This is a genomic window from Clostridium sp. AF32-7AC (assembly GCF_003477925.1).
Classification (GTDB): Bacteria; Bacillota; Clostridia; order Lachnospirales; family Lachnospiraceae; genus Otoolea; species Otoolea fessa.
In genome coordinates this window covers 132,689-157,529 of sequence record NZ_QUEG01000006.1, presented here as the reverse complement: position 1 = coordinate 157,529, position 24,841 = coordinate 132,689, and the positions used below count along the sequence as shown (strand labels likewise).

The window sequence follows — 24,841 nt, the reverse complement described above, 5'->3', positions numbered from 1 at the left end:
AGAAGAATGCGATTCGTGGAGTAATGTACTCTACGAATTTTTTATTTTAAAGAACCTCAAGATAGCTCATATTGTCGTCTTGGGGTTCTTTTCATTCTATCATTTAATGCAATCTGCCTATAAAATTTTATCATATTGCATTTATAAATGCAACTTGCACCCGATGTTGGTTGTTGAGATTTTTGGTACATTTTATAATGTATAGCAGAATCATACACAGCATGGAGGTGATTGAAACGCAACCGGAAATTGATTACGTTAAGATTGGTCAGCGCATTAGAGCTGCCCGACTGGAAAAGGGTTATAGTCAGGCTGATTTGGGTGCGTTGGTTGGTTGCTCGAACAATCATATGAGCCATGTTGAAGTTGGACAGACGAAAGTTTCTTTGGCAATGCTTCTAAAACTGGCATTCGTCTTGGAAAAGAACTTTGACTATTTTTTACTGGATACCCCATATGCAAAATGCGACAGCATCATTGATAATGAGATTGCTGCAAAACTGAAAAAGTGTAATGTAACAACATTGATAACCGTAGGAAAGTTGATTGATGTCTTGATTGACCAGCAAGAGATGATAAAAAAAGCGGAGCTTGATTGATATAATGAAAAAGAAGCCCATTGACGGTACAGAGTGAACTGCTATGGGGTTCTTTTTTGCAGCACAATATACTGATTCTTTAAGAAGCAAAAAGTCCACCAGTCATGATGCACTACGCATCGTACTGGTGGACTTTTTCTGTAAAGATATAAAAATAGATATTCATATATCGCCATAACCAATGTCGTTATCGTAGGCATGAAGATCTTCTTTCAGGAAATCTGCTTTACGAATATACATCGAATTTACCAGCTCTCCTTTTTCGTGGAGCAGGCTGAATTTGTAGTCTAATAATGCTGCCGGTACATAGAGCATTTTAGCCGTTTCAAAAAATGTGTGTTCCGAAAGGCATTCCAGGACTTTCCCATCTTCTAACAGAAGCTCCGCCGCAAAGAAGTTTGCTTCATTTTCTTCGATTGATCTATCATCAAAAACTTCCATTTCTTGAAAGCCGTGCATCATAGCGATTTTTGTATGCAGGACAGCGTGTCCTAATTCATGTGCGACTAATATACGCTCCAGGATACCGTTCACATTGTGATCTATCACGATATTCTTTTGTCTGGACTGGTAATAGAAGAAGCCCTTCAATTTCTTCTGTAAATCGTAATAGTGGATTTTGATACCTAACAGCTGACATAGCTCGTAAGGGTCTCTGGTGTGATATTTTCGCACAAGCTTATCGACAGTTTCAATGATATGCTCTGCCGTTTTCATTTGCTTCACCTCCGAATCGCACACAGAAAACATATTCTGTGCTTGAGGATTTTACTCTTTATCTTTATGCTTTCTGTATTTCTTCGGAGTGTACTTTTCCCGTGCTGTTTTCTTAGAGTCCATATAAACTGACATAATCGCCTGGAAGAATACATCTTTTGCGTCCTCGTCCAATTCTCCACCGGCAAACAGAGAATTTACACGACCCAACACTTCCTGAGCTTCTTTTGCTCCTTTTGAACCGAAGTTTTCCTTTGCCTCTAAAATAAACATATCCTGATCTATATGGCTCTGGCTATCCGTTTCAGATTCGTCCAAAAGATAGGACACAGAGATATGCAGTGCTTCAGCAAGTTTTCTGATGTTGCTTTTTCTGGGGAGTGTTCCGAGCTGCTCATAGGTGTAAAGGGATCTTTCGGAAATGCCGGTCATCTGGGCAAGCTCCGTTTGAGATAGGTTCATAGCCAAACGAGCTTCTTTAATTTTTTCTCCAAATGTCATGGTAGTATCCTTCCTTTCAAAAAATATTTATTCGTAACTTCCGATTATTTGTTGACAAACTTCTGGAAAATGCTATAATAAGAATCATAACAGAAGTTTTAATTCCACTTAATTATATATCGGAACTTTTATAAAGTCAAGAACTTCCGATTTCACTTCTGTTATTTTAATCAAATATCGGAAGTTATAGTCATTCTTGTCCCATGGTATTTGTTTCCCTTTAGCCAAGTGACAGGAGTTAGAAAGGAATTCTTATTTTATGGATTAGGCTGAAAGGAGATTCTGAATGAGCAGATATAATACACAGGTATTAAGCAGTATTCGAATGCTTTGCCGGATGCAGAACATTGACGAGAAGGTTCTGTATGAAAGAGCAAAGCTGATTTTATCCATATATCGAGAGGTGTGCTGGTCTACCATTGATCGTGCGAATGATGTATGTGATACCCTTATTTGTACTTACGGTGACAGCTTAGATGGTGCATTGATTTATCTGGAGAACTTTGCTCCGGATGAAGCGAGAGAACGATTTGAAGAACGCATTCGCAGCTTATTTGAGACAAAGTGGATCATTGAACTGGTAGATATGGCTATGTTGAAAATCAGAGAATATCCAGATAAAGGCGCTCTGTACTGTGAGATTATCTCAAAGGCATATCTCAACCGCTTCAAGTACAGGGAATCAGAAATGCTGGAGGTTTTGAATATGGAACGCAGCACCTACTATGACCGAAAGAAAGAAGCGATACTGTTATTTGGTCTGTCACTTTGGGGAACAGCCATTCCTAAATTGAAAGATTTCCTGGAAAGTGCCCGGGAGGAAGAAGCATTGTGTTATTGTGAATGCTAAGACAGGATTTTAGTCCGACTAAAATCCGATGAAAATACGACGGTTCCCCTACTGAAAGTCCGACTTGTCCAGTGTTAAAATGGCTATGCTGGGAGATAGCGGCATAAAATTGAATAGAGAGAGTTACGCCTCGTGCCTGTAATGGGTACGGGGCTTTTTTTATACCTGCCTATTTTCCCCCATAATTAACACAAAGGCATGAACGAGAGCTTGGAGTAATTTACTCCGGCTCTTTTTTTATGCCTGCAAGGAGGACAGGCAGATGGCAAAGGGTATTGAGAATCGGGCACGATCTCCTCCCGCTGTTTTTGATTTTGCAACTTCACAAATTCAAAAACACGGAGGAACGAAAATGTATTACGACTTGGTTGAAAGCGGAAAAAGAATTAAAGCCTTGAGAAAGGAACATGGGCTTACACAGGAACAGCTTGCGGAGCAGTTAGGTGTTGCCGCAAACACCATTGCACGAATTGAAACCGGCAACAGAGGTATCTCTATTGATTTGGCAATCGAACTGGTTGTGCGCTTTGAGACAACCCTTGATTACATATTTTTAGGTCGTGAATAACCTCAAAACTATACCTACGAGGCAATAAAAACTTGCATGAGGAACAGGTACAATTTAGATACAGCCAAAGAAAATCGGCTGCTTGATCCTTGAAAACTGAATACACAGTCATCGAATACGTTCCTGTTGCCGGTGCGAGAGCATCAGCCACATCAGCGGTACGCCGAGACGTATCGGATAGAGAAACAGAACGACTTTCTTCTATAAATTAAGCGCTTGTCTCTCTCCCGATGCCAGCGATCAATACTGGCTTGTAAATATTGGGTTGCTCCCAATACGGCCATGAAAGCAACAGGATTAAAGATACTTCTCTACGGAGCTGGCGGAGAACCCGGCAGAGGTTAGATTCCTATGGAACTGATTCGCAATCAGTCGTTCGGTGATTCCCTGAGGGCGTAAGCCCTCTTTCCCAGGGGTGCGTGGCAAATATGGGACACATAGACTTTTGGACTGACTGCCTGATTCCTTTCTGGCAGTCAGTTATTACATAGCCAACGAAAGGAGGTCATGGCACATGATGAAAGAAAATTGGGTATATTGCCGTGGTGATATTTATTGCGCCAAGCTGGACCCGGTAGTTGGGTCGGAACAAGGCGGCATCCGTCCGGTTATCGTCATTCAGAACGATACCGGTAATAAACACGCTCCCACATTGATTGTGGCAACGGTCACCACCAGAATCCATAAGAAAGCGAATATGCCGACGCACTTTGTTATTTACGACAATCCTGCATTCAAAGAAGCGTCCGTTGTTCAGCTGGAACAGATTCGTACCATTGATAAAAGCAGGATTGATAATTACTTAGGTAAGGTAACGCCCCGTGAAATGGTAGCGATTGAGAAAGCCTTATCTGTCAGCCTGGCAATGGAACAGCTGAAAAAGCGTTCCCCAAAACATAAAGCAAAGAGAGCGAAGGAGTGAACATAAATGTTTGAAGAAAGAATCGCTGCCATGAATCAGCGCACCGAAGAAGCGATGGCTGCTAACGCAGTTCAGTTTGATAAGAGAACCTATACGGTTGATGAGATTCAGGATATTCTGGGCATCAGCAGAACCAGCGCATACAACCTTGTGAAAAAGAAAGTTTTCCATAGCGTCCGCATCGGTGGCAGTATCAGAATCTCCAAAAAGAGTTTTGATGAGTGGTTGGATCATCAAATGTAAGATTTGTCAAGGGCGTCGTACAACCCGGCGACAAACTTCAAAACATATTGAGAGTTCGATAAAATGTAGCCATGACAAGAAACACATGGCTACATTTTTTACATAGGAGGTTGTACGATGGCGGAAATGAGAAAACGCACGAGTATGTCTGTTCTGGAAATGGGCAGGATGCTCGGTCTTGGTAAAACGGAGTCATACTGGCTCATTAAGAAGAATTACTTCAAAACCATTCTTGTCGGCAACACCATGAGGGTGATGATCGACAGCTTTGAAGAATGGTATGCCAATCAGTTCAAATACCAGAAGGTCGATGGAACCCCTCCCGGCGAGGAATTGAAGAAAACTACATATTCAATGGAGGAGCTTGGACAGCGCCTTGGGCTGAAAGAAGCGACTGCTTACGAACTGGTTGCCAAAGGGCATTTTGATGTGGTCGATGTCCTGGGCAAGCGCAGAGTGACAAAGGAGAGCTTTGAAAGATGGTATGCTTCTCAAACCGATTACCGCACGGTAGAGGATCAGGAACTGGATGCAGATATTATGGCATCCACCTACGGTCTGCCGGAAATGGCAAGAATGCTTGGGGTACATCGTCAGACCATTTACTATATCGTTGCCAATGAAGATTTTGAGCTTATCAAGGTTGGCAGGTATAAGCGAGCTACCAAAGAGAGCTTTGAAAAATGGTATCACAATCAGACCCGCTACCAGTTAGCGGAAGATAGACAGGAAAGGAGCTGATTACATGGCATCTATCGTTAAGAGAAAAAAGAAGTATTCTGTGGTTTATACATACACCGATGAGAACGGCAACAAGCGTCAGAAGTGGGAAACCTTTGAAACGAATGCCGAAGCAAAGAAAAGGAAGTTGCAGGTTGAATATGAGCAGGAGTCCGGAACCTTTATTCCCCCTTCTGCTAAAACCGTCAATGATCTTTTGGATGAGTATATGTCAATCTATGGTGTGAACACCTGGGCGATGTCTACCTATGAAAGCAGAAAGAGCCTGATTGCAAACTATATTCGTCCCCTCATCGGTGATATGAAGCTGGAGGATGTCACGCCGAGAATCATGGACAAGTATTACCGAGATTTGCTTTCTGTCAAAGCGGTTTCTTCTAAGTATGTAAAAGCCCGTACAGAATATCTGACTCCGCATACTGTCCGAGAGGTTCACAAGACATTGCGAAATGCTTTCAATCAAGCGGTCAAGTGGGAATTGATGACCAGAAACCCTGTGGAGCACGCTACGCTGCCGAAAGAAGAACACAAGACCAGGGATATCTGGACAGCAGAAGTGCTCCAGAAGGCTCTGGAAGCCTGTGACGATGATATTCTTCGTCTGGCTATTAACCTTGCCTTCTCCTGTTCCCTGCGAATGGGCGAGCTTCTGGGGCTTACCTGGGACTGTATTGACATTTCCCCCACCAGTATTGAACTTGGTCAGGCAAGCATCTTCGTTGAAAAGGAGTTGCAGAGAGTAAATCGTGAAGCGATGGCAGATCTGGACGGTAAGGACATCATGTTCAAGTTCCCACCGACCTTCGCCAGTACGCATACCGCATTGGTTCTCAAAACTCCTAAGACCAAAACAAGTGTCCGCAAGGTGTTCTTACCGAAAACCGTAGCGGAAATGTTGGTACAGCGAAAGGCTGACATCGAAGAACTGAAAGACCTTTTCGGTGACGAGTTCGTAGACTTCAATCTGGTTTTCTGTTCTTCCAATGGCAAGCCGATTGAGGGGCAGGTTATCAACCGTGCTTTCAATAAGCTGATTGAGGAGAAGGGACTGCCGAAAGTGGTTTTCCATAGTCTCCGACATTCCAGTATCACTTACAAGCTGAAGCTGAACGGCGGCGATATGAAATCCGTTCAAGGCGATTCCGGTCATGCACAGGTCAAGATGGTAGCGGATGTTTACTCCCATATCATCGACGATGACCGCAGACTGAACGCTGAAAGAATGGAAGCTGCGTTCTACTCAGGCAGACAGGCAACGCCTGAGCCGGTTCAACCAGCCGCAACGGAAAGCTCCGCTGATGATAAAGAACTTCTTCTGAAGCTTCTGCAAAATCCGGAAATGGCAGCACTCCTGAAGTCGCTGGCAAAAACATTATAGTAACTGCAAGGGCAGATCCTTTTACATAGCTACAATAGCTGTAAAAGGGTCTGCCCTTATTTTTTTGTTATGGAGGTCAACGAGTATGGATAGAATCTTTATGGACGAGTATTACGAGCATCTGAGAGCTGACAATATCGAGGCATTTTCCAAGGAAAGGAACGACGAATATGTTGGCAGAGCTGAGGAATACAAAGCAGCAAAGTCGGCATTGCTTGAAGGATTGGGACTTGAGCATTTGTTTGACCATAGCCATGAACTGACTCCGAAAGAGAAAGAAATATGGATGCTGTTCGATAGGGTTGATGTAGCAGAGCTTCTTGCAAGGGATGCTTTTGCCAAGGGTGCTTATATGCTCGGCGCTGAGGATAGAGAGATTATGCTGAAATAAAAAAAGACCTGCTTCGGCGGGTCTAAATTACATAGAATCATTGAGTCTGAAAAACCTTTGAAATTCTTAATAATTCTGGTTGAAAAATTCATTTTGAAATGATATATAAAACAGACTGAAATCTGTGTCTAAGGACACCCGCACCCTCACACGAGAATGAATAGGATTTCCTATCATTTCGCATCACGAGAAGTTACATAGTGACATTTACTTGCACTTGCAACGTCCACCAAAAATCGAAAGACTTGCTAATTTCGAGCCAATCGGACGGTGTAAAATCCCTCTGAATTAGCTATCACAGCGTAGTATCAGATGGGATTTGAAATGCTGAAAAACCTTGTATTTCCAAGCATTTTTAAGCATTAGATGCCACTTCCCGATGTCGTATCGGGTCTACTCCTAAGCACTAGTTGAGGGTTCGATTCCCCCTGGGAACGTGCATTTTTTGCAGCAATGATCGTAAAAGTTCATTGCTGCTTTTTCTTTTTTCCGGTGCTCGTGAGCACCGAGAGAACACTTAAACGCAGATATTGAGCACCGAAATTTCTTAACGGGCACCAATGCAATAATTCAATCCTGGTACCGAACGGAGATAACTACAGCGTAGGATAAGGATTGGGGTGTCAATGAATGTAAATATGGTTTTCTTGCCTGAACAAAACAGGCCTGACGGATCTATCCGCTCAGATTAGATTAAGAATCTATTCTGGGCGGATTTTTTCGTTACAGATATTTTAGAGGAGGATAGCTTATGGATAAAAAAACGGATGTAAGAGATCCGGATGAAAAAGTTGTTGAGATTGAAATGGAACGGTTAAGAGCATTTTCAAATCATCCATTTAAAGTGATCGGAGACAGTCAGATGATTGAGCTGCAGGACAGCATAAAAAAGTATGGTGTACTGAATCCATTGATTGTTCGTCCAAAGATTGAAGGCTACTACGAAATTATTTCTGGTCACAGAAGAAAATATGCGGCTGAGAAGCTGGGATATAAGAAAATTCCGGTAATCATTTGTATGTTGCAGGATGATGAAGCAGTAGTGATCATGGTCGATTCCAATTTGCAGAGAGAGCAAATTACACCAAGTGAAAAGGCCTATGCCTATAAGATGAAATATGATGCCATCAAAAAAAAGGCAGGCAGAAAGAATTGTAGTCAAGTTGACCACAATACAGGAAAGAGGAGTATTGACGTAATCGGAGAACTTTGTGGTGACAGTGCGAAGCAGGTGCATGGCAGTATCAAATCAAAAAGGTGGAGTTGGAAAGACGGTATCGTGCGTGAATTTAGGAATCGGACTGGCACAGGAAGGGAAAAAGGTTCTTCTGATAGATGCAGATCCGCAGGGCAGTCTCACAATTAGTTTAGGGTATGAGGAACCGGATGAAATGGAGTATTCTCTTGCAACGCTGATGCTAAATATTGTGAATGATGAAAAACTGAACATGGAAAAAACAATCCTTCATCATAAGGAAGGTGTGGATCTGATACCGGCCAATATAGAATTATCAGCGATTGAGGTATCTTTGGTAAACGCAATGAGCAGGGAACTGATTATGAGGTCACTTATTGAGAGATTAAGGGAATTTTATGATTTTATCATTATAGATTGTATTCAGAAGTAGTAGATACGAATGGAAGCGGACATGGTGCATTGGCAGGAGTTCTTAATGCATTAAATGCCGATGTTTTGATCTGCGGCGGAATAGGAGGAGGTGCCCAGACTGCGTTAGCGGCAGCAGGCATTAAGCTTTTTGGCGGAGTTTCAGGAGATGCAGATAAAGCAGTAGAAGCTTTTATCAATGATACACTTGATTATAATCCAGATGTTAAGTGTTCTCACCATGAGCACAGCCACGGAGAGGGACATACATGTGGTAAACATGGATGTGGAAACCATAGCTGTCATTAAGAAGAATAGAAAAAAATACAATACGAAAGGATGCGTCAAGGTAATGGGAGAATTATCGTGATACATCCTTTTGTATTATTTGATAAGATGGCAGATTACATTTTCAATAAGGCGGTTAAAAACTGTGAATGCTACATCGATCTCTACATGGATTGAGTATTTTTCTTTTCTTACTTGTAGAAAGTGATGAATGGAAGGTATAATATTGTTAATGATCCAGAGATATTTATTTTGGAAACAGCTTAATCAATTTGGAGGTATAAAATGAAAGCACATAAATATTGGTCAATCGGAGCAATAGTTACAATGGTTGGAACTTTTTATACAGGATATAAAGGGTTAAAAGAAGCACACAAATACTTTGCATTTGGCTCTCTGATATGCATGATTATGGCAGTCTATTCTGGTCATAAAATGATTTCAGGTAATAAAAGAACAAGAAAACAGGTGGAAAATACAAAAGCGGAGGAATAGTAAATGTTAGAGATAGGAACAAAAGCACCGGATTTTGAATTGCCGGATCAGAACGGAGAAGTGCATAAATTAAGTGATTATTTAGGTAAAAAAATAATTTTATATTTTTATCCAAAGGATAATACACCAGGATGTACGAAGCAGGCATGTGGCTTTTCTGAGCGTTATCCACAATTCACCGAGAAAGGTGCGGTGATCCTTGGAGTCAGTAAGGATTCTGTAGCCTCTCACAAGAAATTTGAGGAAAAATATGGATTGGCATTTACACTTTTGGCAGATCCGGAGCGTAAGGTGATCGAAGCATATGATGTCTGGAAAGAAAAGAAAAAATATGGCAAGGTTTCTATGGGTGTGGTAAGAACCACATATCTTATTGACGAGCAGGGAATCATTAGAAAGGCAAATGATAAAGTCAAGGCGGCAGATGATCCTGAAAATATGCTTAAGGAATTAAATTGATGAAGATTATATTGTCACCTGCAAAAAAGATGATTGTAGATACAGATAACATAGCACCGGTTGAACTGCCTGCCTTTATTGATAAGACAGCAGAGATATTAAGCTGGATGAAAAGCAAATCAAAAGAGGAACTGAAAGCTATCTGGAAATGTAATGACAAGATTGCAGAGCAGAACGTTAACAGATTGGAAAATATGGATCTTTATAACAGACTTACTCCGGCTGTTTTAGCATATGAAGGAATTGCATTTCAATATATGGCACCAGCTGTGTTTGAAATCCAGCAGTTTGAGTATCTGCAAAATCATTTAAGAATCCTGTCTGCGTTTTATGGCATTTTAAAACCACTGGATGGTGTGACTCCTTATCGCCTTGAAATGCAGGCAAAAGCTGAGATTGAAGAAACAACAAATCTATATGATTACTGGGGGGACCGGTTATATCATTCAGTAATTGATGACAGCAGGATTATCATTAATCTTGCATCAAAAGAATACTCGAAATGTATAGAAAAGTATCTGACACCACAGGACAGATATATTACGATTGTATTTTGTGAGTTATCCGGAGATAAATTGGTAACAAAAGGTACTTATGCCAAGATGGCTCGTGGTGAAATGGTCAGATTCATAGCGGAAAATAATATTGAAAATCCGGTGGAGATTCAGAAATTTGACAGACTCGGATATTCGTTTAGGTCTGATTTATCTTCAGATTCAGAATATGTATTTGAACGCAAAATAAAATAGTTATTCAGGTAAAAGATGCTCAGTTTAGCACCTTTTATAATAATGAGAATTATTACTATTTTTATTGACAACAGGATAATAGTGGTATATAATCCTTATTAAGAACTAATCCTAATAAGGAGGACGGATGACAAGTAGGAGAAATACCATTCAAAAAGATCTCGTAAGAAATACCGTATACGAAATGAGAAGACACGTTACGGCAATTGAAGTGTATGAATTTATAAAAGAAGCATATCCATCAATTGGAAAAGGAACTGTATATAGAAATCTTGATATATTGGTAGAGGAAGGTGCATTAAGAAAGGTTGAAGTTCCGAATGGACCGAACCGATTTGATTTTACATTGAAAAATCATTACCATGTAAGATGTATAAAGTGCGGTGAAATTTTTGATGTGGATATGGATCAAATACCGGATTTGCTGGAAAGAATTCATAACACTCATGGAATTGAATTTGTGGATTACGATATTTCATTTAAAGGCATTTGCCCGAAATGCAGGGAGAAGGTAAAGGAGGAACAGCATGGATAGGAAAGCAATGTATAAGTTGAGTTATGGACTGTTTATATTGACCGCTAAAGAAGCAGAAAAAGATAACGGATGCATCATTAATACAGCCATTCAGGCAGCTTCGGAACCAAACCAGTTAAGTATCTGTGTAAATAAGGCAAATTATACGCATGATATGATTCAAAGAACCGGAAAATTTACTGTATCAGTCTTAAGTCAGAAGGCACAATTTGAATTGTTCAAACATTTTGGCTTCCAATCAGGAAGGGATACCAATAAGTTTGAAGCATTTGAGCAGTGTGCCAGGGGCACGAATGGTATTTATTATATTACAGAAGGTACAAATGCATACATTTCTGTGACAGTTACTAAAACAGAGGACTTAGGTTCACATACGATGTTTATCGGTGAGATAACCGATATGGAAGTTTTAAGCAATGTTCCTTCAGTAACATATGATTATTATCAGAATAACATTAAGCCTAAGCCACAGGAGGTTGGAAAAACAGAGGACAGTCAGACAATATGGCGTTGCAGAATTTGCGGATATGAATATGTAGGCGAGGAATTACCGGATGACTTTATATGTCCTTTGTGCAAGCACCCGGCATCAGATTTTGAAAAAGTAGTAAAGAAAACGGAGGTAAAAGAGATGGCAGAAAACAAATATGTAGGAACACAGACAGAGAAGAATTTACAGGAGGCATTTGCGGGGGAATCACAGGCAAGAAATAAGTATACCTATTTTGCTTCTGTAGCGAAAAAGGAAGGTTACGAGCAGATGTCAGCATTGTTTTTAAAGACTGCAGATAATGAGAAAGAACATGCAAAGATGTGGTTCAAGGAATTAGCAGGAATTGGTGATACAAAGGAAAACCTGGCGGCAGCGGCAGAAGGCGAAAATTATGAGTGGACAGATATGTATGACGGCTTTGCTAAAACAGCTGAGGAAGAAGGATTCCCTGAGCTTGCAGCAAAATTCAGGGCAGTAGGTGAGATTGAGAAGCACCATGAGGAAAGATATCGTGCACTTCTTAAGAATATTGAAACTGCACAGGTATTTGAAAAGAGCGAAGTTAAGGTATGGGAATGCCGTAACTGCGGACATATTGTGGTAGGAACAAAGGCTCCTGAGGTATGTCCGGTATGTAACCATCCACAAAGCTATTTTGAAGTACATGAAGAGAATTATTAAGGAGATAAGATTATTAGCAGTCAAGAACAGTGCTTATGAAATAATAAATAAAAAGCACGCTACATATTATGGAATGGCAATGTCTGTAAAAAGAATCTGTGAAGTAATTATGAGAAATGAAAAATCAATACTTCCGGTATCGCACATAATTCATGGCGTATATGATATTGACGGAGTATCGTTAAGTATGCCAGTTATTGTAGGTGTTGATGGTATTGAGTCTAATATACCTATTAATTTAAGTGGTGAGGAAGCATTAAAGCTTAAGAAATCTGCAGATTCTTTGAAAAAGATTATAGAGACGATTGAACTATAAATTATACACATGGAAGGAGATAAAAGCATGGAAGTAAAGTATTATATATGTAAGCATTGTGGAAACATTGTTGAAAAGGTAAAGGATAAAGGTGTTCCTGTAATTTGTTGCGGAGAACCTATGCAGGAATTAAAAGCCGGTGTGACAGATGCGGCTGTTGAGAAGCACGTGCCTGTATATACAGTGGAAGGCAATTATGTTCATGTCGTGGTCGGAGAGACAAAACATCCAATGCTTGAAGAACATTTCATTGAGTGGATTACATTAAATACCAATCAGGGAATATACAGAAAACAGTTAAATCCAGGGCAGGAGCCGATAGCAGATTTTTGTCTTTGCGATGGTGAACAGGTAGAAGAAGTATATGCATATTGTAACCTGCATGGATTATGGAAATGCTAAAAGCATTTATACATATTAAGATTTAAGAACAACACAAATATAACCGTAATATAGGCTGTGTATTAATGTATTTACAAGGAGGAACAACAAATGAAATATGTATGTGATGTTTGCGGATGGGAATACGATGAGGAGAAGGGATATCCAGAAGGTGGTATTGCACCTGGTACAAAGTGGGAGGATATTCCGGAAGATTTTGAATGTCCGTTATGTTTTGTAGGCAAAGACCAGTTTTCAAAGGCTGAATAAAAATGAAAGCAGGACTAATGGATGTATGAAATGAAACCAGAATATTATAATGGAATAAATATGATAGAATTGACATAATATTGGAAAATCTTCGTGATTATACAGTAAAACACTTTACTGATGAAGAGCAGTATATGGAATCTATTAATTATAAGAAGTTATTTACACAGAAAGTTCAACATCTGAAATTTATACACAAACTTGATGAATTTATAGAACATCATAATGATGAGATAGAAGATCAAGATGAACAGATTATGGTTATATGTGTAGAGTCTGCGGATAGAGGATAGGGGAATGTGCAGCATGTTTCCGTATTACTCCCATGTTGTTACCAATTGCTATCCTTTTGCTACCATTCTACCTCTTTTTTTCAGAATTGACCTGTGCTAATATTATCATAGACAAATGAGACATGAGCTACAAACTTACATTTCATTTGTTTCTCTTTTGCAAAAGAATACGGACAAAATATAAAGCGTCTGCTCATTGCCGGAATGGTGATGAGTATGGCGCTTTTTTTGATGCCGAAAACCGGGTGATGACCTGAAAAATGAAACAGGAGGAAATAGCATGGCATATGAATATGGCCACGATTGCCCATTTGAAGCTTACATCACGAATCTCGGAAAATATAACGAAGGGGAGTTGGTAGGCGAATGGGTAAAGTTTCCTACCACATCAGAAGATCTGAAAAAAGTATTTGAACGAATTGGAATCGGTTCAAAAGATGACTTTGGTAATCCTTATGAAGAATGGTTCATAAGTGATTATGACTGTTATGTCGATGGGCTGTATGAAATGCTGGGAGAATACGAAAGTCTGGATGAACTCAATTATCTGGCTTTCTTTAAAAAGAAGCCGGTCATATTTTTTTATGAAAAATAAATTTTGTTGAGGTTAAATTGAGATTGACTTTGTATTGTATAAGTATGAAATAAAAAGGAATCAGGTGCTGTACAATGAAAAAGCATAAAATATGTAAAATCCTTCTTGTTATACTGGCAATTTTTTTATGTGTGGCTTTTTATGAATTGCTCGGAATCTGCGTTGCATATAAAAAGCAGCCGGAAGTGTCCAATACAACCAAAAAAGAAACAAAAAATGGGTCATGGAACGAATGCAGTGAAAATACAGAACGGGCAGTAATCATAGAAAAGAATCCAGAAGCGCTTTTACAAAGAGTGCGTTTGATCAAGAATGCAAAAAAGGAAATTATTCTTTCTACTTTTGCATTTCAATCCGATGAAAGTGGAAAATTGATCTTAGGAGCACTGCATGATGCGGCAGACAGAGGTGTGCATGTTCGTCTGTTAGTAGATGGAATGGAGAGCTGGATTGATATGGAAGGAAATCCGTATTTCTATGGATTATCTTCCCATGAGAATGTTGAAATTAAACTGTATAATAAGGCCAATCCGTTGAAACCATGGAAGATGATGGGGAGAATGCATGATAAATATTTGATTGCAGATGGTAAGACATATATTCTTGGTGGAAGAAATACATACAATTATTTCCTGGGTGATTTTCCGGGACATAAGAACTATGACAGAGATGTGTTAGTGGTTTGCAATGAACCTGAGAAAGAAAATTCAGTTAACCAGTTGTTAGAGTATTTTGAAACGATATGGGAACAAGAAGACAGTGGTTATTTTCATGACAATAAAAAACTGGCAAATAGAAAATCTGTAAAGAACGCAGTTTTAGAGCTGCAGAACGGCTATCAGAAATATTTTGAAGAGAATAAGGAAAGAATCTGCGATACCGATTACACGGACGAAACTTTTGAGACAGAAAAGATTGCATTAGTGTCAAATCCTATCCACACAGGTCCCAAGGAACCAGTAGTCTGGTATCAACTGGGAGAACTAATGAAAAATGCAAAAGAGCGCGTGAAAATTCATACACCATATATTATCTGCAATGATATGATGTATAATACATGGAAAGAGATTGCGGAGAGAGTTCCGGATTTTTCTATCATGACCAATTCGGTTGCCAACAATGGAAATCCGTTTGGTTCTGCTGATTATGCGAGAAACAGAAACAGAATTTTAAATACAGGAATTGATATCTGGGAGTATGAAGGCGGCTATTCTTACCACGGAAAAAGCATCCTGATCGATGATGATCTATCCGTAATCGGTTCCTTTAACATGGATATGAGAAGCACGTATCTGGATACGGAACTGATGCTTGTAATACGTAGCAAAGAGATTAATAAACAGTTGGAAGAAGACATGATGGAATATGAAAGAGTGTCCCGACAGGTATTGGAAGATGGAACCTATCGTGATCCATATCATGTAGAGCCAATTGAATTGACAAAGAAGCGTCAGAGAAACGTACTTTTGGTACAGCATCTGCTTGGATGGGCAAGATATCTGTTCTGATAAAGGAGGAAGAAGATCGTGTTTCAAATATTAATTGTAGAAGATGATAAAGAATTAAGCCAGCTATTCCAAAAAGTGCTTGAGAAGAATGGATATCAGGTCAAAAGTGCATCGGATGGAGCACGGGCATTAGAAATATTGGATAAAGAGTATATTGATCTGATCATTTCCGATATTATGATGCCGGTTATGGATGGTTATGAACTGGTGTCGAAACTCCGTTCAGCAGGATATCGGATACCGGTACTTATGATCACTGCGAAAGGTTCCTTTGATGATATGCGCCAGGGATTTCTTTCGGGAAGTGACGATTATATGGTAAAACCGGTAAATGTGAATGAAATGGTTTTAAGAGTCGGAGCACTGCTTCGCCGTGCACAGATACTGAATGAACACAAAATTGTGATCGGTTCAACAGAGTTTGATTATGATGCAATGACGGTTACAACTGATAAGGAAAGTCTTGTTTTGCCTAAAAAAGAATTCCTGCTTTTATATAAGCTTGCAGCTTCGCCAGGCAGAACATTTACAAAACAACAGTTGATGGATGAAGTATGGGGATACGAGACGGAGGCAGACCCACATACGATAGAGGTACATATAGGAAGAATCAGGGAGCGTTTGAAAGATAACCCTGATTTTGAAATCGTAACAATGCGTGGAATTGGATACAAGGTGGTGAAAAAATAATGGAACAAAAGAAAGAAAAAGGATTGCGGATCCGATCCTGTCTGACTGGTGCAATCTGGCTGGCACTTGTATTTTCAACAGTCATATCTGCGTTATTAGTTGTTTTTTTGAATCATTTTTTTAATCTGCCTGGTAGCATACCTGTGCTTGGCTGGCTTTTGATTTTTAATACATTGATTGCAGGGCTGATTACTTCCTTTATCAATGCAAGGTTGCTGGAACCAATTACCAGACTCAGTAAAGCAATGAAGGAAGTTTCGCAGGGAGATTTTGAACAGCACTTGGAAACGAACAGCCGTATCGCAGAAGTTGGAGAATCTTACCAGAGTTTTAATGTGATGACAAAAGAGCTTCGTGCAACAGAAGTACTGCAGATGGATTTTGTCTCCAATGTTTCTCATGAGTTTAAGACCCCGATCAATGCCATTGAAGGATATACAATGCTGCTTCAGGGAGAAGAACTGTCTCCGGATCAAGAGGAATATGTAGAAAAAATCTTATTTAACACCCAAAGACTTTCTGGATTGGTTGGTAATATTTTGCTGTTATCCAAGTTAGAGAATCAGAACATACCAATGAAAAAAACAGAATATCGTTTGGATGAACAGATCCGTCAGGCATTTCTTTCCCTGGAGACAAAATGGACAGAAAAAGAAATTGGTTTTCAGGTAGAATTGGAGGAAGTTAAATATACTGGGAATGAAGGACTTTTTATGCATATATGGATGAATCTTTTAGATAATGCGATTAAGTTCAGTCCTGCAAAGGGGACAATTATGATGTTTCTGAAGCAGGAAAAGGATTCTGTAATGTTTATTCTGGAAGATGAAGGACCGGGAATAGAAGATGATGTGAAAACCAGAATATTTGATAAATTTTATCAGGCAGACGGTTCTCACAAAGCAGAAGGAAATGGTCTCGGCCTTGCACTTGTGAAACGGATCGTAGATAGTGCCGGAGGAACAATCAAAGCAGAAAACCGTGAATATGGTGGATGCAGATTTGTTGTAGAGCTTCCAATACAGAAAAATGAGGCCATATAAGTTTAAGAAAAACAGATAGAGGAGGAATTACATGACATTTTATCAGGAGTTGCAGTTAAATCAGGCAGGTTCTAAAAACCTGTTGAAAAAGAGTGAAACACTAAAAGAAAAATTATATCATATGTGGGTATATCTGGTGAAGATAGCTGTTACAATGGCATTTTGTTTTTTATTTGTTACTATTTTCAGTATCTTATTTGGAAATGAGAATAGTATTGTGGGTGTAGTAGTTTTATTATGCCTTATGGTATTTCGGAATGCGGATCTGGGGATCCACACCGGACAATCTACGATGCTTTTGGCTTTGTTCTTTGTAATTATGACTGTATGTCCGCATTTAGCAAATCAGTTTTCACCGGTATTGGGAATGCTGTTAAATATTGCGGCACTGGCTGTGTTGATTCTGTTCGGATGCCATAATCCATTCATGTTTAATCAATCTACATTGGTTCTTGGGTATCTGCTGCTATATGGTTATGATGTTACGGGAAAAAGCTATCAGATGCGATTAGTTGGAATGGCTTTAGGTGCAGCACTTACCTGCTTCGTATTTTATCGAAATCATAAAAACAGAACTTATAAAAGAAATCTGAAAGATCTGATACAAGAATTTGATATCACTTCTTCCAGAACAAAATGGCAGATATGTCAGATTTTATGCGTACCGATTGTCCTTTGCATTGCAGAACTTTGTAATATGCCACGTGCAATGTGGGCTGGTATTGCGGCCATGTCCGCGATTTTGCCGTTTATGGAAGATATGCACTACAGAGTCCGTAAAAGGATTGTCGGAAATATTGCAGGTGTTATATGTTTTACAGTATTATATTTTCTGCTTCCTTCGTCAATCTATGCATATATAGGAATTCTTGGTGGAATCGGTGTAGGACTTTCTGCAAAATATGGCTGGCAGGCAGTATTTAACACATTTGGTGCTTTGGCCATTGCTACAGAGAGTTATGGACTAAAAGGAGCAGTTGGTCTTAGAGTGATTCAGAATGTTTTTGGCGTTGTATTTGCATTAATATTTTGTGCTGTGTTTTATTGGCTTATGTCAAAAAAAGGAAACGTGGTAACCGTAGATGCAGAATAACGTGGGATGGAAAGAAAAAGGGTTAATCCGGAAATGGCAGCTTTGCTGACGAGTCTGGCGAAGAGTATGAAGATGTAAGGGAAAATTTAAGATCTGTTGGCTTTGGGAAGAATCCTAAGGGTGACAGATCTTTTTTTATACCTGCCTATCTTCCTTCATTTTAACACAAAGGTATTCTTCGTATTTAAGAAAGTCCAGGAAAAGAAGAAGGAACAGGAAGCGGCAAAGCCTGATCCGGATGCTGATTATGTGGACGATGACGAGGACTATGGGTACGATCCGGAGTTTGAGAACGATGATGCAGATAGCTCTGTCGATGAAGATGATAATGAACCTGTGTAAACAGGATAGGCTTGATGCCTGGGGCAGCCTTCGGGTTGCCTTTACATAATTTCCGCTTTCAAAAAATAAAAAATTTTATGTTTTTGAAAGCGACATCTTGCATATACTATTAGCAGACAGTATAATAAGTACAGTGAAGCGGTTTCGAGAAATGAAAAAATTTCAATTTTTGAAAGCGGGTGACGATATGAAAACAATTACGAGAGCAAAATATCTCAATAGAATCATTGAACTGAATGACACTCCTGACATCAAGATCATCACGGGCATTCGTCGATCCGGTAAGTCCAAGCTGATGCAGGCGTATATTGAGTATCTGAAAAGCCATTTTGAAAACATCAATATCATATTCATTGACTTCATGGATTTGGCGTATGAGGAAATCAAGGAATACCATGCCTTACACGCCTATGTGGAAGAACATTATCAGGAAGGTAAAACGAACTACCTGTTTGTAGACGAGGTTCAGATGTGTCCCAAGTTTGAGTTGGCAATCAACAGCCTGTACTCTAAGGGAAAATACGACATCTATGTAACCGGCTCCAATGCTTTCCTGTTGAGTGCGGATCTGGCAACTCTGTTTACCGGACGCTATATTGAAATTCATGTGTTTCCTTTCAGCTTCCAAGAATATTGTCAGTATTATGATGATGTTAGTGATAAAGATAAGCTCTTTGATGATTACGCTATCAAGGGCGGTTTAGCAGGTTCTTACGCTTACAGAACCGAAAAAGACAGAACAAACTATATCAAAGAGGTCTACGAAACGATTGTAACAAGGGATTTGGTGCAGAAATATGCGCTCCCGGACACTTTGGTTTTACAGCGTCTGAGCGAGTTCCTTATGGATAATATCAGCAACCTGACTTCTCCTAATAAGGTCAGTCAGCTACTGACAGCAAATGAGACTCCGACCAATCATGTAACCGTCGGCAAGTACATTAAGTATTTGTGCAATGCTTTTGTATTTTATGATATTAAGAGATACGACATCCGAGGCAAGAAATACCTTGAAAGCTCTGAAAAGTTCTATTTGTGTGACAGCGGTATTCGATATGCAATACTGGGAAGCAGAAATATGGATTATGGCAGAGTATATGAAAACATCGTTTGCATCGAACTTCTTCGCCGTGGATACGATGTCTATGTCGGCAAGCTCTATCAAAAGGAGATCGACTTTGTTGCTCAGAGAGGCAGCGAGAAGATTTATATTCAGGTCAGTGACAACATTTCCGGGCAGGAAACATTTGAGAGAGAATGCTCTTCTCTGCTTCAGATCCGAGATGCTTATCCGAAAATGATTATTGCCAGAACCAAACATCCAAAATATAGTTATGAAGGAATCGAAATCCATGATATAGCCGATTGGTTGCTACAAGAATAAGCAGGGCGAAATATCTCCGTCATTCTCTTTTGAAATGATGGAGATATTTTTATTATGGCGGAGATTACAGAAAATTGTATCAGGCTGCAAAAATCCCTCCGGAACTTTTAAATCAGATGACAAATAGCACCACGGATGACGCTATTCTTGACGCTGATGGCGCTAATCATGGCGCTGATAATATGGAAGGCAGCTTCGTTATCTATCCCTATCAAGAATATAAATCACGAGAAATGCAGATTATATAAGACATGATAGATGCGATAGGAGGAGTGAACAATGGACCAGAAAATGTTTTGTTATCAATGTCAGGAAACGGCCGGATGCAAGGGCTGTACGGTGGTCGGTGTCTGCGGTAAGCAGCAGGATGTGGCGGCAATGCAGGATTTGCTTGTGTGGGTGACGAAGGGTATCTGCGCGGTGACGACACGGCTTCGAGAGGAGGGACGTGCGGTGGCAGATGAGGTCAACCATCTGGTTACCGAAAATCTGTTTACGACGATCACGAATGCCAATTTTGATAAGGCGGCGATTGAAAAAAGAATTGAAAAGACGCTGGAAATGAAGACGGCACTGTGGGAGCAGCTGGAACGTCGGGACAATCTGCCGGAGGCGGCTGGCTGGACAGGTGAGCCGTCTGAATTTATAAAAAAAGCGTCGGAAGCGGGCGTTCTGATCGGGCAGAACGAGGATATTATTTCCCTTCGCAGCTTGATTACGTATGGCTTGAAAGGTTTGTCTGCCTATACCCGGCATGCGAACGTCCTGCTGCAGGAGGACCGGGAGGCGGATGCATTTTTACAGCGGGCGCTTGCGGCGACGCTGGATGACGGTCTGAGTGTGGATGATTTGATTCACCTGACGCTGGAAACCGGCGAATATGGTGTCCGGGGAATGGCGCTTTTGGATCGAGCAAACACCGAGACTTATGGAAATCCGGAGATTACTACGGTTGATATCGGTGTCGGAAGTAATCCGGGCATTCTTGTTTCAGGACATGATCTGCGCGATATGGAAATGCTTCTGGAGCAAACGCAGGGAACCGGCGTCGATGTATATACACACTCAGAGATGCTTCCGGCGCAGTATTATCCGGCATTTAAGAAATATCCGAATTTTAAGGGTAATTACGGCAATGCATGGTGGCGTCAGAAGGAGGAATTTGAGACGTTCAACGGACCGATCCTGATGACGACGAACTGCATCGTGCCGCCGAAGGATAGCTACAAGGATCGTCTCTACACAACCGGTGCGGCGGGATATCCGGGCTGCACGTATATCAACGGTGGAATCGGAGGAAAGAAGGATTTTTCAGTGATCATCCAGCATGCGAAGCGCTGTGAGCCGCCGACCGGGATTGAGCAGGGGCAGATTGTCGGAGGCTTCGCCCATGCACAGGTGCTGGCGCTGGCAGATAAGGTAGTGGATGCGGTCAAATCGGGAAAAATCCGAAAGTTTGTCGTCATGGCGGGGTGTGATGGGCGTGCTAAGAGCCGCATTTACTACACCGATTTTGCAAAGGCGCTGCCGGAGGACACGGTAATTCTGACGGCTGGCTGTGCGAAATACCGCTACAATAAGCTGAATCTGGGCGATATTGAAGGAATTCCGCGTGTCCTGGATGCGGGGCAGTGCAATGATTCATATTCCCTGGCGGTCATTGCGATGAAGCTGCAGGAGATTTTTGGGCTGGATGACATCAACGACCTGCCGATTATTTACAACATTGCATGGTATGAGCAGAAGGCGGTCATTGTTCTTCTGGCGCTTCTCTCACTCGGTATCAAGAATATCCATCTTGGACCGACGCTTCCAGCATTTTTAAGTCCGAACGTGGTAAATGTATTGGTGGAAAAGTTTGGAATCGCGGGGATTGACAGCGTGGAGAGCGATGTGGAATTATTTTTCGGGGAGAAGTGATAAATACAGGACGGAACTGGATAAGAGGGAATCGAACAAAGCCGGGATTTGGATCTGAAATCTGGAGATAGATTTGCAAAAAATCTGTGTTGGTTTTACAAAAAGCGGTCGGAACGATCTTGAAAATAGGAATTAATGAAATAGGGGGCGGTTCTCTGGCAAATGCAGGGAACCGTCTTTTTTCGTCTATAGAAATATTGATATGGAAAATGAAAGTGTGATATGATGGGAAAGATGAATGAGTTCTAAAATATAAAAGAAATTGATACGGCAGATCAATCGATAGAGGATGCGGGAGGAAAACAGCCATGTCACTGGAAAAAGCAGAAAGTTACTTAAAGGAAGCCGGATTTTTGGATCATGTTATTGAGTTAAAAGAGTCCACAGCGACGGTTGCGCTGGCAGCGGAGGCATTAGGCGTGGAGCCGGGGATGATTGCGAAAACGATGTCCTTTTTGCAGGGAGAACAGCCGGTATTGATTTTGACAGAAGGTACTGCGAAAGTGGATAACCGGAAATATAAAGATACGTTTCACGTGAAAGCAAAGATGATCCCGTTTGAGCAGGTGGAGGAGGTTACCGGTCATGCGCCGGGTGGGGTCTGCCCGTTTGGTATCAAGGATGGAATTGAAGTGTATCTGGATGAGAGCCTGAAGCGTTTTGAGACGGTTTATCCGGCAGCGGGAGACGACCACAGTGCGGTACGTCTCACGATCCCGGAGTTGGAAGAAGTGTCCGGAGCGAAAGGCTGGGTGGATGTCTGCAGGGTGCCGGAGGATCAGCAGCACGAGTAGATGTGGGAGATTTTAGGAGAATTCATATGAGAGATGTGAAAGCAACGGGGAAAAGCAGGGGAGAAAATGAAAACGGCGGAATCAGGGTGGGTTCCAGATTGGGAAAGAAAGGTCGCCTGTGCCGGAAAACGTTCGTCCGCCTGCTTTGCCTGACAGCAGCCATGATGGTTCTTGGATCTTTTACCGCCTTTGCCAGAGCGGGAGGTGCTTCCGGCGGCGGAGGCGGCGGAGGTGGTGGAGGTGGTTCTTCCCATCATCATACAAGCAGCAGCCGGGGACAAGGCGGACGGGCGGGTGCGTTTCAGGCGCTTTTGCTTACGGGAACCTTTGTGATTCTGGGAAGTGCCGGAACTATTACATACCTGCACCGGGCAAAAAAGAAACAGGCGGCAGCCCGTGAAAAATTGAAAGAATTTTCCATCGGAGAAGATCATTGGGATCGGAGTGAGATACAGGAGCGGGTGCGGGAATCATATTACCGGATTCAGGAATGCTGGCGGGATCGAGATCTGGAAAAAGGGCATCCTTACCTGAGCCAGAAGATGCAGCAGGAGTTTCAGACGAAATTTGAGTGGAGCAGGATGCGCCATGAGGTGTTTGTCATGGAAGGGATCCAGCTTCTGGATGCGATTTTGGTGGAAGCGGAGAATGAGGACGGCGACGACCGCGACTATATCTGGTATTTGATCCATGGAAAGATGATCGACTATGTGTATCACGAAGAAACCGGAGAACTTTTGAAGGGATCCCGGAAAATGGAAGATTTCTTCGAATATTGGAGGTTTGTTCTGGAAGATGGAAACTGGGTGCTGGATGAGATCTGCCAGAAGGAAGAAGTGGATAATGGGCGGAAGTTGTGCTGAGAGGTGCTTTGAGTTGAGTGCTCGAAACACGGTAGCTGCGGATGCTGTCCGGTAGAGATGTTTGAAGAGGAAAAGTATAGAACCTAAAAGTGAATGGAGCAAGGAAAGCGGAGCAGCAGGAAGAGTGAGGAGACTTTAGCTGCGGCACAGAAATGACAGAATTGCGCGCAGATAAGGTGCCGGTGTACGGAATATGGAAGTATGCCGTCCCCCGGTCATTAAAAGAAGCCGACTGGTTGGAATCTGCCTTGCTAACCAGCGGGAGTGTGAGGGCTTAATGAGATCCCGGGTTCCGGCGATCAGCAGCACAGGAACGGAGATGGTTTGCAATTTTCGGGCACTTAAACGGGGCGAGTGAAGTAAAAGAGAAGTCAGATTTCGGCGGCGGAGGACGCGGTGCGTCAGCCGGGTAAGAAAGTCAGGCTTCTTTTTTTGTTCTGCCGGAATCCGGGGGAAAATTGACCCGAAATGGCATTGCCTTTCTTTGTCGGCACAAACTGCGGATGTGGCGGAAACAGAGAAATTCTTCTGAAATGGCAGGGAAACTTTCGGGGTGGACAGTGCAGAGACCACAGAGGACCCGGAGGATGCAGAGGCAGAAGAGAAGCTGCATTTTAAAACAGGCAGCAGGAGATTCCCCAGGAGATTTAAAATGCTGTGCAGCATTTGGGCGGCAAGGTGCAGCGGCGTGAGCAGCCCGTCCGGTGAGGCGTTGGCGCTGATACAGATGAGCTTTTTCAGCCGCTCCGGGTATTTGCATGCAATCTCTAGCCCGATATTGGCACCATCGCTGAATCCCAGCAGGTGGACGGAGGAAAGATGTAAGTGGTTAAGCAGGGCGATAACGTCGTCTGCCATATCCTCTGTAGAGAACCCGTGGAGCGCTGTGTGGACAGACAGCCGGGAACGCCCATGTCCCCGGCTGTCCATCAGAATCACCTGAAAATCGGGCAGAAACGTGCGCAGAAATGGATAAAAGACGGCAAGGGACTGGCTGTTTCCATGCAGGATAAGGAGCGGTGTGCCGCTGCCGTACTGTTCATAGTAGATTTCTGCGCCGGAGGTGGTAAGATAACCGGAATGTTTCATCGTAAGAGCGCCTCTTTTCTGGTAAAAAAATGAAATTTATCAGG

Annotated in this window: 29 protein-coding genes and 4 pseudogenes; 30 read left to right on the top strand and 3 right to left on the bottom strand. The window is 41.7% G+C overall.

What is annotated here, in order from left to right; all coding sequences use genetic code 11:
• Positions 1 to 221: 221 nt before the first annotated feature.
• The gene (locus tag DWZ45_RS10405; protein WP_002578940.1) at positions 222 to 599 is read left to right on the top strand and encodes a helix-turn-helix transcriptional regulator; all 378 of its coding nucleotides are present in this window, start codon (positions 222 to 224) and stop codon (positions 597 to 599) included.
• Between the two features lie 162 nt (positions 600 to 761).
• Here DWZ45_RS10405 and DWZ45_RS10400 read toward each other — a convergent pair whose 3' ends face one another.
• Complete coding sequence (locus tag DWZ45_RS10400) at positions 762 to 1,316, bottom strand: ImmA/IrrE family metallo-endopeptidase (RefSeq protein WP_002304410.1); 555 nt, start codon at positions 1,314 to 1,316, stop codon at positions 762 to 764.
• Between the two features lie 51 nt (positions 1,317 to 1,367).
• The gene (locus DWZ45_RS10395) at positions 1,368 to 1,817 is read right to left on the bottom strand and encodes a helix-turn-helix transcriptional regulator (RefSeq protein ID WP_002304411.1); all 450 of its coding nucleotides are present in this window, start codon (positions 1,815 to 1,817) and stop codon (positions 1,368 to 1,370) included.
• A gap of 286 nt (positions 1,818 to 2,103) precedes the next feature.
• Here DWZ45_RS10395 and DWZ45_RS10390 point away from each other — a divergent pair, with 286 nt between their 5' ends.
• The 29 genes and pseudogenes from DWZ45_RS10390 (at position 2,104) to DWZ45_RS10250 (ending at position 23,708) form a co-directional block, all read left to right on the top strand.
• Positions 2,104 to 2,667 (top strand): hypothetical protein, encoded by a 564-nt coding sequence (locus tag DWZ45_RS10390; RefSeq protein ID WP_002304412.1) that lies wholly within the window; start codon positions 2,104 to 2,106, stop codon positions 2,665 to 2,667.
• Positions 2,668 to 2,929: 262 nt separating this feature from the next.
• Positions 2,930 to 3,235 (top strand): helix-turn-helix transcriptional regulator, encoded by a 306-nt coding sequence (locus DWZ45_RS10385; RefSeq protein ID WP_002304413.1) that lies wholly within the window; start codon positions 2,930 to 2,932, stop codon positions 3,233 to 3,235.
• Between the two features lie 514 nt (positions 3,236 to 3,749).
• Positions 3,750 to 4,157: a type II toxin-antitoxin system PemK/MazF family toxin gene (locus tag DWZ45_RS10380; protein ID WP_002578938.1), complete on the top strand. Its 408-nt coding sequence runs from the start codon at positions 3,750 to 3,752 to the stop codon at positions 4,155 to 4,157.
• 6 nt (positions 4,158 to 4,163) lie between these two features.
• Complete coding sequence (locus DWZ45_RS10375; protein ID WP_002304418.1) at positions 4,164 to 4,400, top strand: helix-turn-helix domain-containing protein; 237 nt, start codon at positions 4,164 to 4,166, stop codon at positions 4,398 to 4,400.
• Between the two features lie 117 nt (positions 4,401 to 4,517).
• Complete coding sequence (locus DWZ45_RS10370) at positions 4,518 to 5,141, top strand: helix-turn-helix domain-containing protein (RefSeq protein ID WP_002304420.1); 624 nt, start codon at positions 4,518 to 4,520, stop codon at positions 5,139 to 5,141.
• Positions 5,142 to 5,145: 4 nt separating this feature from the next.
• The gene (locus DWZ45_RS10365) at positions 5,146 to 6,519 is read left to right on the top strand and encodes a site-specific integrase (RefSeq protein WP_002304423.1); all 1,374 of its coding nucleotides are present in this window, start codon (positions 5,146 to 5,148) and stop codon (positions 6,517 to 6,519) included.
• A gap of 85 nt (positions 6,520 to 6,604) precedes the next feature.
• On the top strand, positions 6,605 to 6,910 hold the full coding sequence (locus DWZ45_RS10360) for a hypothetical protein (protein ID WP_002304425.1): 306 nt from the start codon (positions 6,605 to 6,607) through the stop codon (positions 6,908 to 6,910).
• A gap of 751 nt (positions 6,911 to 7,661) precedes the next feature.
• Complete coding sequence (locus DWZ45_RS10355; protein WP_227589455.1) at positions 7,662 to 8,276, top strand: ParB/RepB/Spo0J family partition protein; 615 nt, start codon at positions 7,662 to 7,664, stop codon at positions 8,274 to 8,276.
• Positions 8,194 to 8,529: pseudogene (locus DWZ45_RS10350) on the top strand (AAA family ATPase); the annotation flags it as partial. The gene DWZ45_RS10355 and the pseudogene DWZ45_RS10350, both read left to right, overlap by 83 nt.
• Positions 8,523 to 8,825 (top strand): annotated as a pseudogene (locus DWZ45_RS10345) (NifB/NifX family molybdenum-iron cluster-binding protein); the annotation flags it as partial. The pseudogenes DWZ45_RS10350 and DWZ45_RS10345, both read left to right, overlap by 7 nt.
• 264 nt (positions 8,826 to 9,089) lie before the next feature.
• The gene (locus tag DWZ45_RS10340) at positions 9,090 to 9,299 is read left to right on the top strand and encodes a DUF6219 family protein (protein ID WP_118293337.1); all 210 of its coding nucleotides are present in this window, start codon (positions 9,090 to 9,092) and stop codon (positions 9,297 to 9,299) included.
• Positions 9,300 to 9,302: 3 nt separating this feature from the next.
• Positions 9,303 to 9,758, top strand: coding sequence for a thioredoxin-dependent thiol peroxidase (gene bcp / locus DWZ45_RS10335; RefSeq protein ID WP_118293336.1), 456 nt, complete (start codon positions 9,303 to 9,305; stop codon positions 9,756 to 9,758).
• Complete coding sequence (gene yaaA, locus DWZ45_RS10330) at positions 9,758 to 10,507, top strand: peroxide stress protein YaaA (protein ID WP_107000939.1); 750 nt, start codon at positions 9,758 to 9,760, stop codon at positions 10,505 to 10,507. Before bcp ends, yaaA begins: the two co-directional genes overlap by 1 nt.
• A gap of 127 nt (positions 10,508 to 10,634) precedes the next feature.
• On the top strand, positions 10,635 to 11,042 hold the full coding sequence (locus DWZ45_RS10325; RefSeq protein WP_107000938.1) for a transcriptional repressor: 408 nt from the start codon (positions 10,635 to 10,637) through the stop codon (positions 11,040 to 11,042).
• Positions 11,035 to 12,216, top strand: a complete 1,182-nt coding sequence (gene rbr / locus DWZ45_RS14750) for a rubrerythrin (protein WP_107000937.1) — start codon at positions 11,035 to 11,037, stop codon at positions 12,214 to 12,216. Before DWZ45_RS10325 ends, rbr begins: the two co-directional genes overlap by 8 nt.
• Before the next feature lie 16 nt (positions 12,217 to 12,232).
• Positions 12,233 to 12,532: pseudogene (locus DWZ45_RS10315) on the top strand (L-lactate dehydrogenase); the annotation flags it as partial.
• A gap of 27 nt (positions 12,533 to 12,559) precedes the next feature.
• Positions 12,560 to 12,934 carry a desulfoferrodoxin family protein gene (locus DWZ45_RS10310; RefSeq protein ID WP_107000936.1) on the top strand — a complete coding sequence of 125 codons (375 nt, stop codon included), beginning with the start codon at positions 12,560 to 12,562 and terminating at the stop codon, positions 12,932 to 12,934.
• Between the two features lie 90 nt (positions 12,935 to 13,024).
• Positions 13,025 to 13,183 (top strand): rubredoxin, encoded by a 159-nt coding sequence (locus DWZ45_RS10305; protein ID WP_107000935.1) that lies wholly within the window; start codon positions 13,025 to 13,027, stop codon positions 13,181 to 13,183.
• Positions 13,184 to 13,756: 573 nt separating this feature from the next.
• Positions 13,757 to 14,029: pseudogene (locus DWZ45_RS10295) on the top strand (antirestriction protein ArdA); the annotation flags it as partial.
• Between the two features lie 116 nt (positions 14,030 to 14,145).
• Positions 14,146 to 15,579: a phospholipase D family protein gene (locus DWZ45_RS10290; RefSeq protein WP_118469006.1), complete on the top strand. Its 1,434-nt coding sequence runs from the start codon at positions 14,146 to 14,148 to the stop codon at positions 15,577 to 15,579.
• Between the two features lie 18 nt (positions 15,580 to 15,597).
• Positions 15,598 to 16,269 (top strand): response regulator transcription factor, encoded by a 672-nt coding sequence (locus tag DWZ45_RS10285; RefSeq protein WP_118469004.1) that lies wholly within the window; start codon positions 15,598 to 15,600, stop codon positions 16,267 to 16,269.
• Entirely contained in the window at positions 16,269 to 17,312 is a 1,044-nt protein-coding gene (locus tag DWZ45_RS10280) for a HAMP domain-containing sensor histidine kinase (RefSeq protein ID WP_118469002.1), read from the top strand. Before DWZ45_RS10285 ends, DWZ45_RS10280 begins: the two co-directional genes overlap by 1 nt.
• 31 nt (positions 17,313 to 17,343) lie before the next feature.
• Entirely contained in the window at positions 17,344 to 18,405 is a 1,062-nt protein-coding gene (locus DWZ45_RS10275; protein ID WP_118293334.1) for an FUSC family protein, read from the top strand.
• A gap of 120 nt (positions 18,406 to 18,525) precedes the next feature.
• Positions 18,526 to 18,747, top strand: a complete 222-nt coding sequence (locus DWZ45_RS10270) for a calreticulin (protein ID WP_227589456.1) — start codon at positions 18,526 to 18,528, stop codon at positions 18,745 to 18,747.
• 151 nt (positions 18,748 to 18,898) lie between these two features.
• On the top strand, positions 18,899 to 20,131 hold the full coding sequence (locus DWZ45_RS10265; protein ID WP_117796787.1) for an ATP-binding protein: 1,233 nt from the start codon (positions 18,899 to 18,901) through the stop codon (positions 20,129 to 20,131).
• 74 nt (positions 20,132 to 20,205) lie between these two features.
• Positions 20,206 to 20,379, top strand: coding sequence for a hypothetical protein (locus tag DWZ45_RS14525; protein ID WP_182426663.1), 174 nt, complete (start codon positions 20,206 to 20,208; stop codon positions 20,377 to 20,379).
• Positions 20,380 to 20,410: 31 nt separating this feature from the next.
• Positions 20,411 to 22,051 carry a hydroxylamine reductase gene (gene hcp, locus DWZ45_RS10260; RefSeq protein WP_118469000.1) on the top strand — a complete coding sequence of 547 codons (1,641 nt, stop codon included), beginning with the start codon at positions 20,411 to 20,413 and terminating at the stop codon, positions 22,049 to 22,051.
• A gap of 308 nt (positions 22,052 to 22,359) precedes the next feature.
• Positions 22,360 to 22,845: a YbaK/EbsC family protein gene (locus DWZ45_RS10255; protein WP_118468998.1), complete on the top strand. Its 486-nt coding sequence runs from the start codon at positions 22,360 to 22,362 to the stop codon at positions 22,843 to 22,845.
• Positions 22,846 to 22,871: 26 nt separating this feature from the next.
• Positions 22,872 to 23,708 carry a Tim44-like domain-containing protein gene (locus DWZ45_RS10250; RefSeq protein WP_118468996.1) on the top strand — a complete coding sequence of 279 codons (837 nt, stop codon included), beginning with the start codon at positions 22,872 to 22,874 and terminating at the stop codon, positions 23,706 to 23,708.
• Between the two features lie 135 nt (positions 23,709 to 23,843).
• Here DWZ45_RS10250 and DWZ45_RS10245 read toward each other — a convergent pair whose 3' ends face one another.
• Positions 23,844 to 24,797: an alpha/beta hydrolase gene (locus DWZ45_RS10245; RefSeq protein WP_118468994.1), complete on the bottom strand. Its 954-nt coding sequence runs from the start codon at positions 24,795 to 24,797 to the stop codon at positions 23,844 to 23,846.
• Positions 24,798 to 24,841 lie beyond the last annotated feature (44 nt).

Excerpts from the sequence above, each read along its gene's own strand:
- DWZ45_RS10310 (WP_107000936.1), top strand. The coding sequence starts at position 12,560 with ATGGAAGTAAAGTATTATATATGTAAGCATTGTGGAAACATTGTTGAA.
- DWZ45_RS10360 (WP_002304425.1), top strand. The coding sequence starts at position 6,605 with ATGGATAGAATCTTTATGGACGAGTATTACGAGCATCTGAGAGCTGAC.
- bcp (WP_118293336.1), top strand. The coding sequence starts at position 9,303 with ATGTTAGAGATAGGAACAAAAGCACCGGATTTTGAATTGCCGGATCAG.
- DWZ45_RS10280 (WP_118469002.1), top strand. The coding sequence starts at position 16,269 with ATGGAACAAAAGAAAGAAAAAGGATTGCGGATCCGATCCTGTCTGACT.
- DWZ45_RS10370 (WP_002304420.1), top strand. The coding sequence starts at position 4,518 with ATGGCGGAAATGAGAAAACGCACGAGTATGTCTGTTCTGGAAATGGGC.
- DWZ45_RS10290 (WP_118469006.1), top strand. The coding sequence starts at position 14,146 with ATGAAAAAGCATAAAATATGTAAAATCCTTCTTGTTATACTGGCAATT.
- DWZ45_RS10355 (WP_227589455.1), top strand. The coding sequence starts at position 7,662 with ATGGATAAAAAAACGGATGTAAGAGATCCGGATGAAAAAGTTGTTGAG.
- DWZ45_RS10250 (WP_118468996.1), top strand. The coding sequence starts at position 22,872 with ATGAGAGATGTGAAAGCAACGGGGAAAAGCAGGGGAGAAAATGAAAAC.
- DWZ45_RS10405 (WP_002578940.1), top strand. The coding sequence starts at position 222 with ATGGAGGTGATTGAAACGCAACCGGAAATTGATTACGTTAAGATTGGT.
- DWZ45_RS10340 (WP_118293337.1), top strand. The coding sequence starts at position 9,090 with ATGAAAGCACATAAATATTGGTCAATCGGAGCAATAGTTACAATGGTT.
- DWZ45_RS10275 (WP_118293334.1), top strand. The coding sequence starts at position 17,344 with ATGACATTTTATCAGGAGTTGCAGTTAAATCAGGCAGGTTCTAAAAAC.
- hcp (WP_118469000.1), top strand. The coding sequence starts at position 20,411 with ATGGACCAGAAAATGTTTTGTTATCAATGTCAGGAAACGGCCGGATGC.
- DWZ45_RS10395 (WP_002304411.1), bottom strand. The coding sequence starts at position 1,817 with ATGACATTTGGAGAAAAAATTAAAGAAGCTCGTTTGGCTATGAACCTA.
- DWZ45_RS10245 (WP_118468994.1), bottom strand. The coding sequence starts at position 24,797 with ATGAAACATTCCGGTTATCTTACCACCTCCGGCGCAGAAATCTACTAT.
- DWZ45_RS10305 (WP_107000935.1), top strand. The coding sequence starts at position 13,025 with ATGAAATATGTATGTGATGTTTGCGGATGGGAATACGATGAGGAGAAG.
- DWZ45_RS10385 (WP_002304413.1), top strand. The coding sequence starts at position 2,930 with ATGGCAAAGGGTATTGAGAATCGGGCACGATCTCCTCCCGCTGTTTTT.
- DWZ45_RS10365 (WP_002304423.1), top strand. The coding sequence starts at position 5,146 with ATGGCATCTATCGTTAAGAGAAAAAAGAAGTATTCTGTGGTTTATACA.
- DWZ45_RS10400 (WP_002304410.1), bottom strand. The coding sequence starts at position 1,316 with ATGAAAACGGCAGAGCATATCATTGAAACTGTCGATAAGCTTGTGCGA.
- DWZ45_RS10380 (WP_002578938.1), top strand. The coding sequence starts at position 3,750 with ATGATGAAAGAAAATTGGGTATATTGCCGTGGTGATATTTATTGCGCC.
- DWZ45_RS10375 (WP_002304418.1), top strand. The coding sequence starts at position 4,164 with ATGTTTGAAGAAAGAATCGCTGCCATGAATCAGCGCACCGAAGAAGCG.
- yaaA (WP_107000939.1), top strand. The coding sequence starts at position 9,758 with ATGAAGATTATATTGTCACCTGCAAAAAAGATGATTGTAGATACAGAT.
- DWZ45_RS10255 (WP_118468998.1), top strand. The coding sequence starts at position 22,360 with ATGTCACTGGAAAAAGCAGAAAGTTACTTAAAGGAAGCCGGATTTTTG.
- DWZ45_RS10325 (WP_107000938.1), top strand. The coding sequence starts at position 10,635 with ATGACAAGTAGGAGAAATACCATTCAAAAAGATCTCGTAAGAAATACC.
- rbr (WP_107000937.1), top strand. The coding sequence starts at position 11,035 with ATGGATAGGAAAGCAATGTATAAGTTGAGTTATGGACTGTTTATATTG.
- DWZ45_RS10390 (WP_002304412.1), top strand. The coding sequence starts at position 2,104 with ATGAGCAGATATAATACACAGGTATTAAGCAGTATTCGAATGCTTTGC.
- DWZ45_RS10265 (WP_117796787.1), top strand. The coding sequence starts at position 18,899 with ATGAAAAAATTTCAATTTTTGAAAGCGGGTGACGATATGAAAACAATT.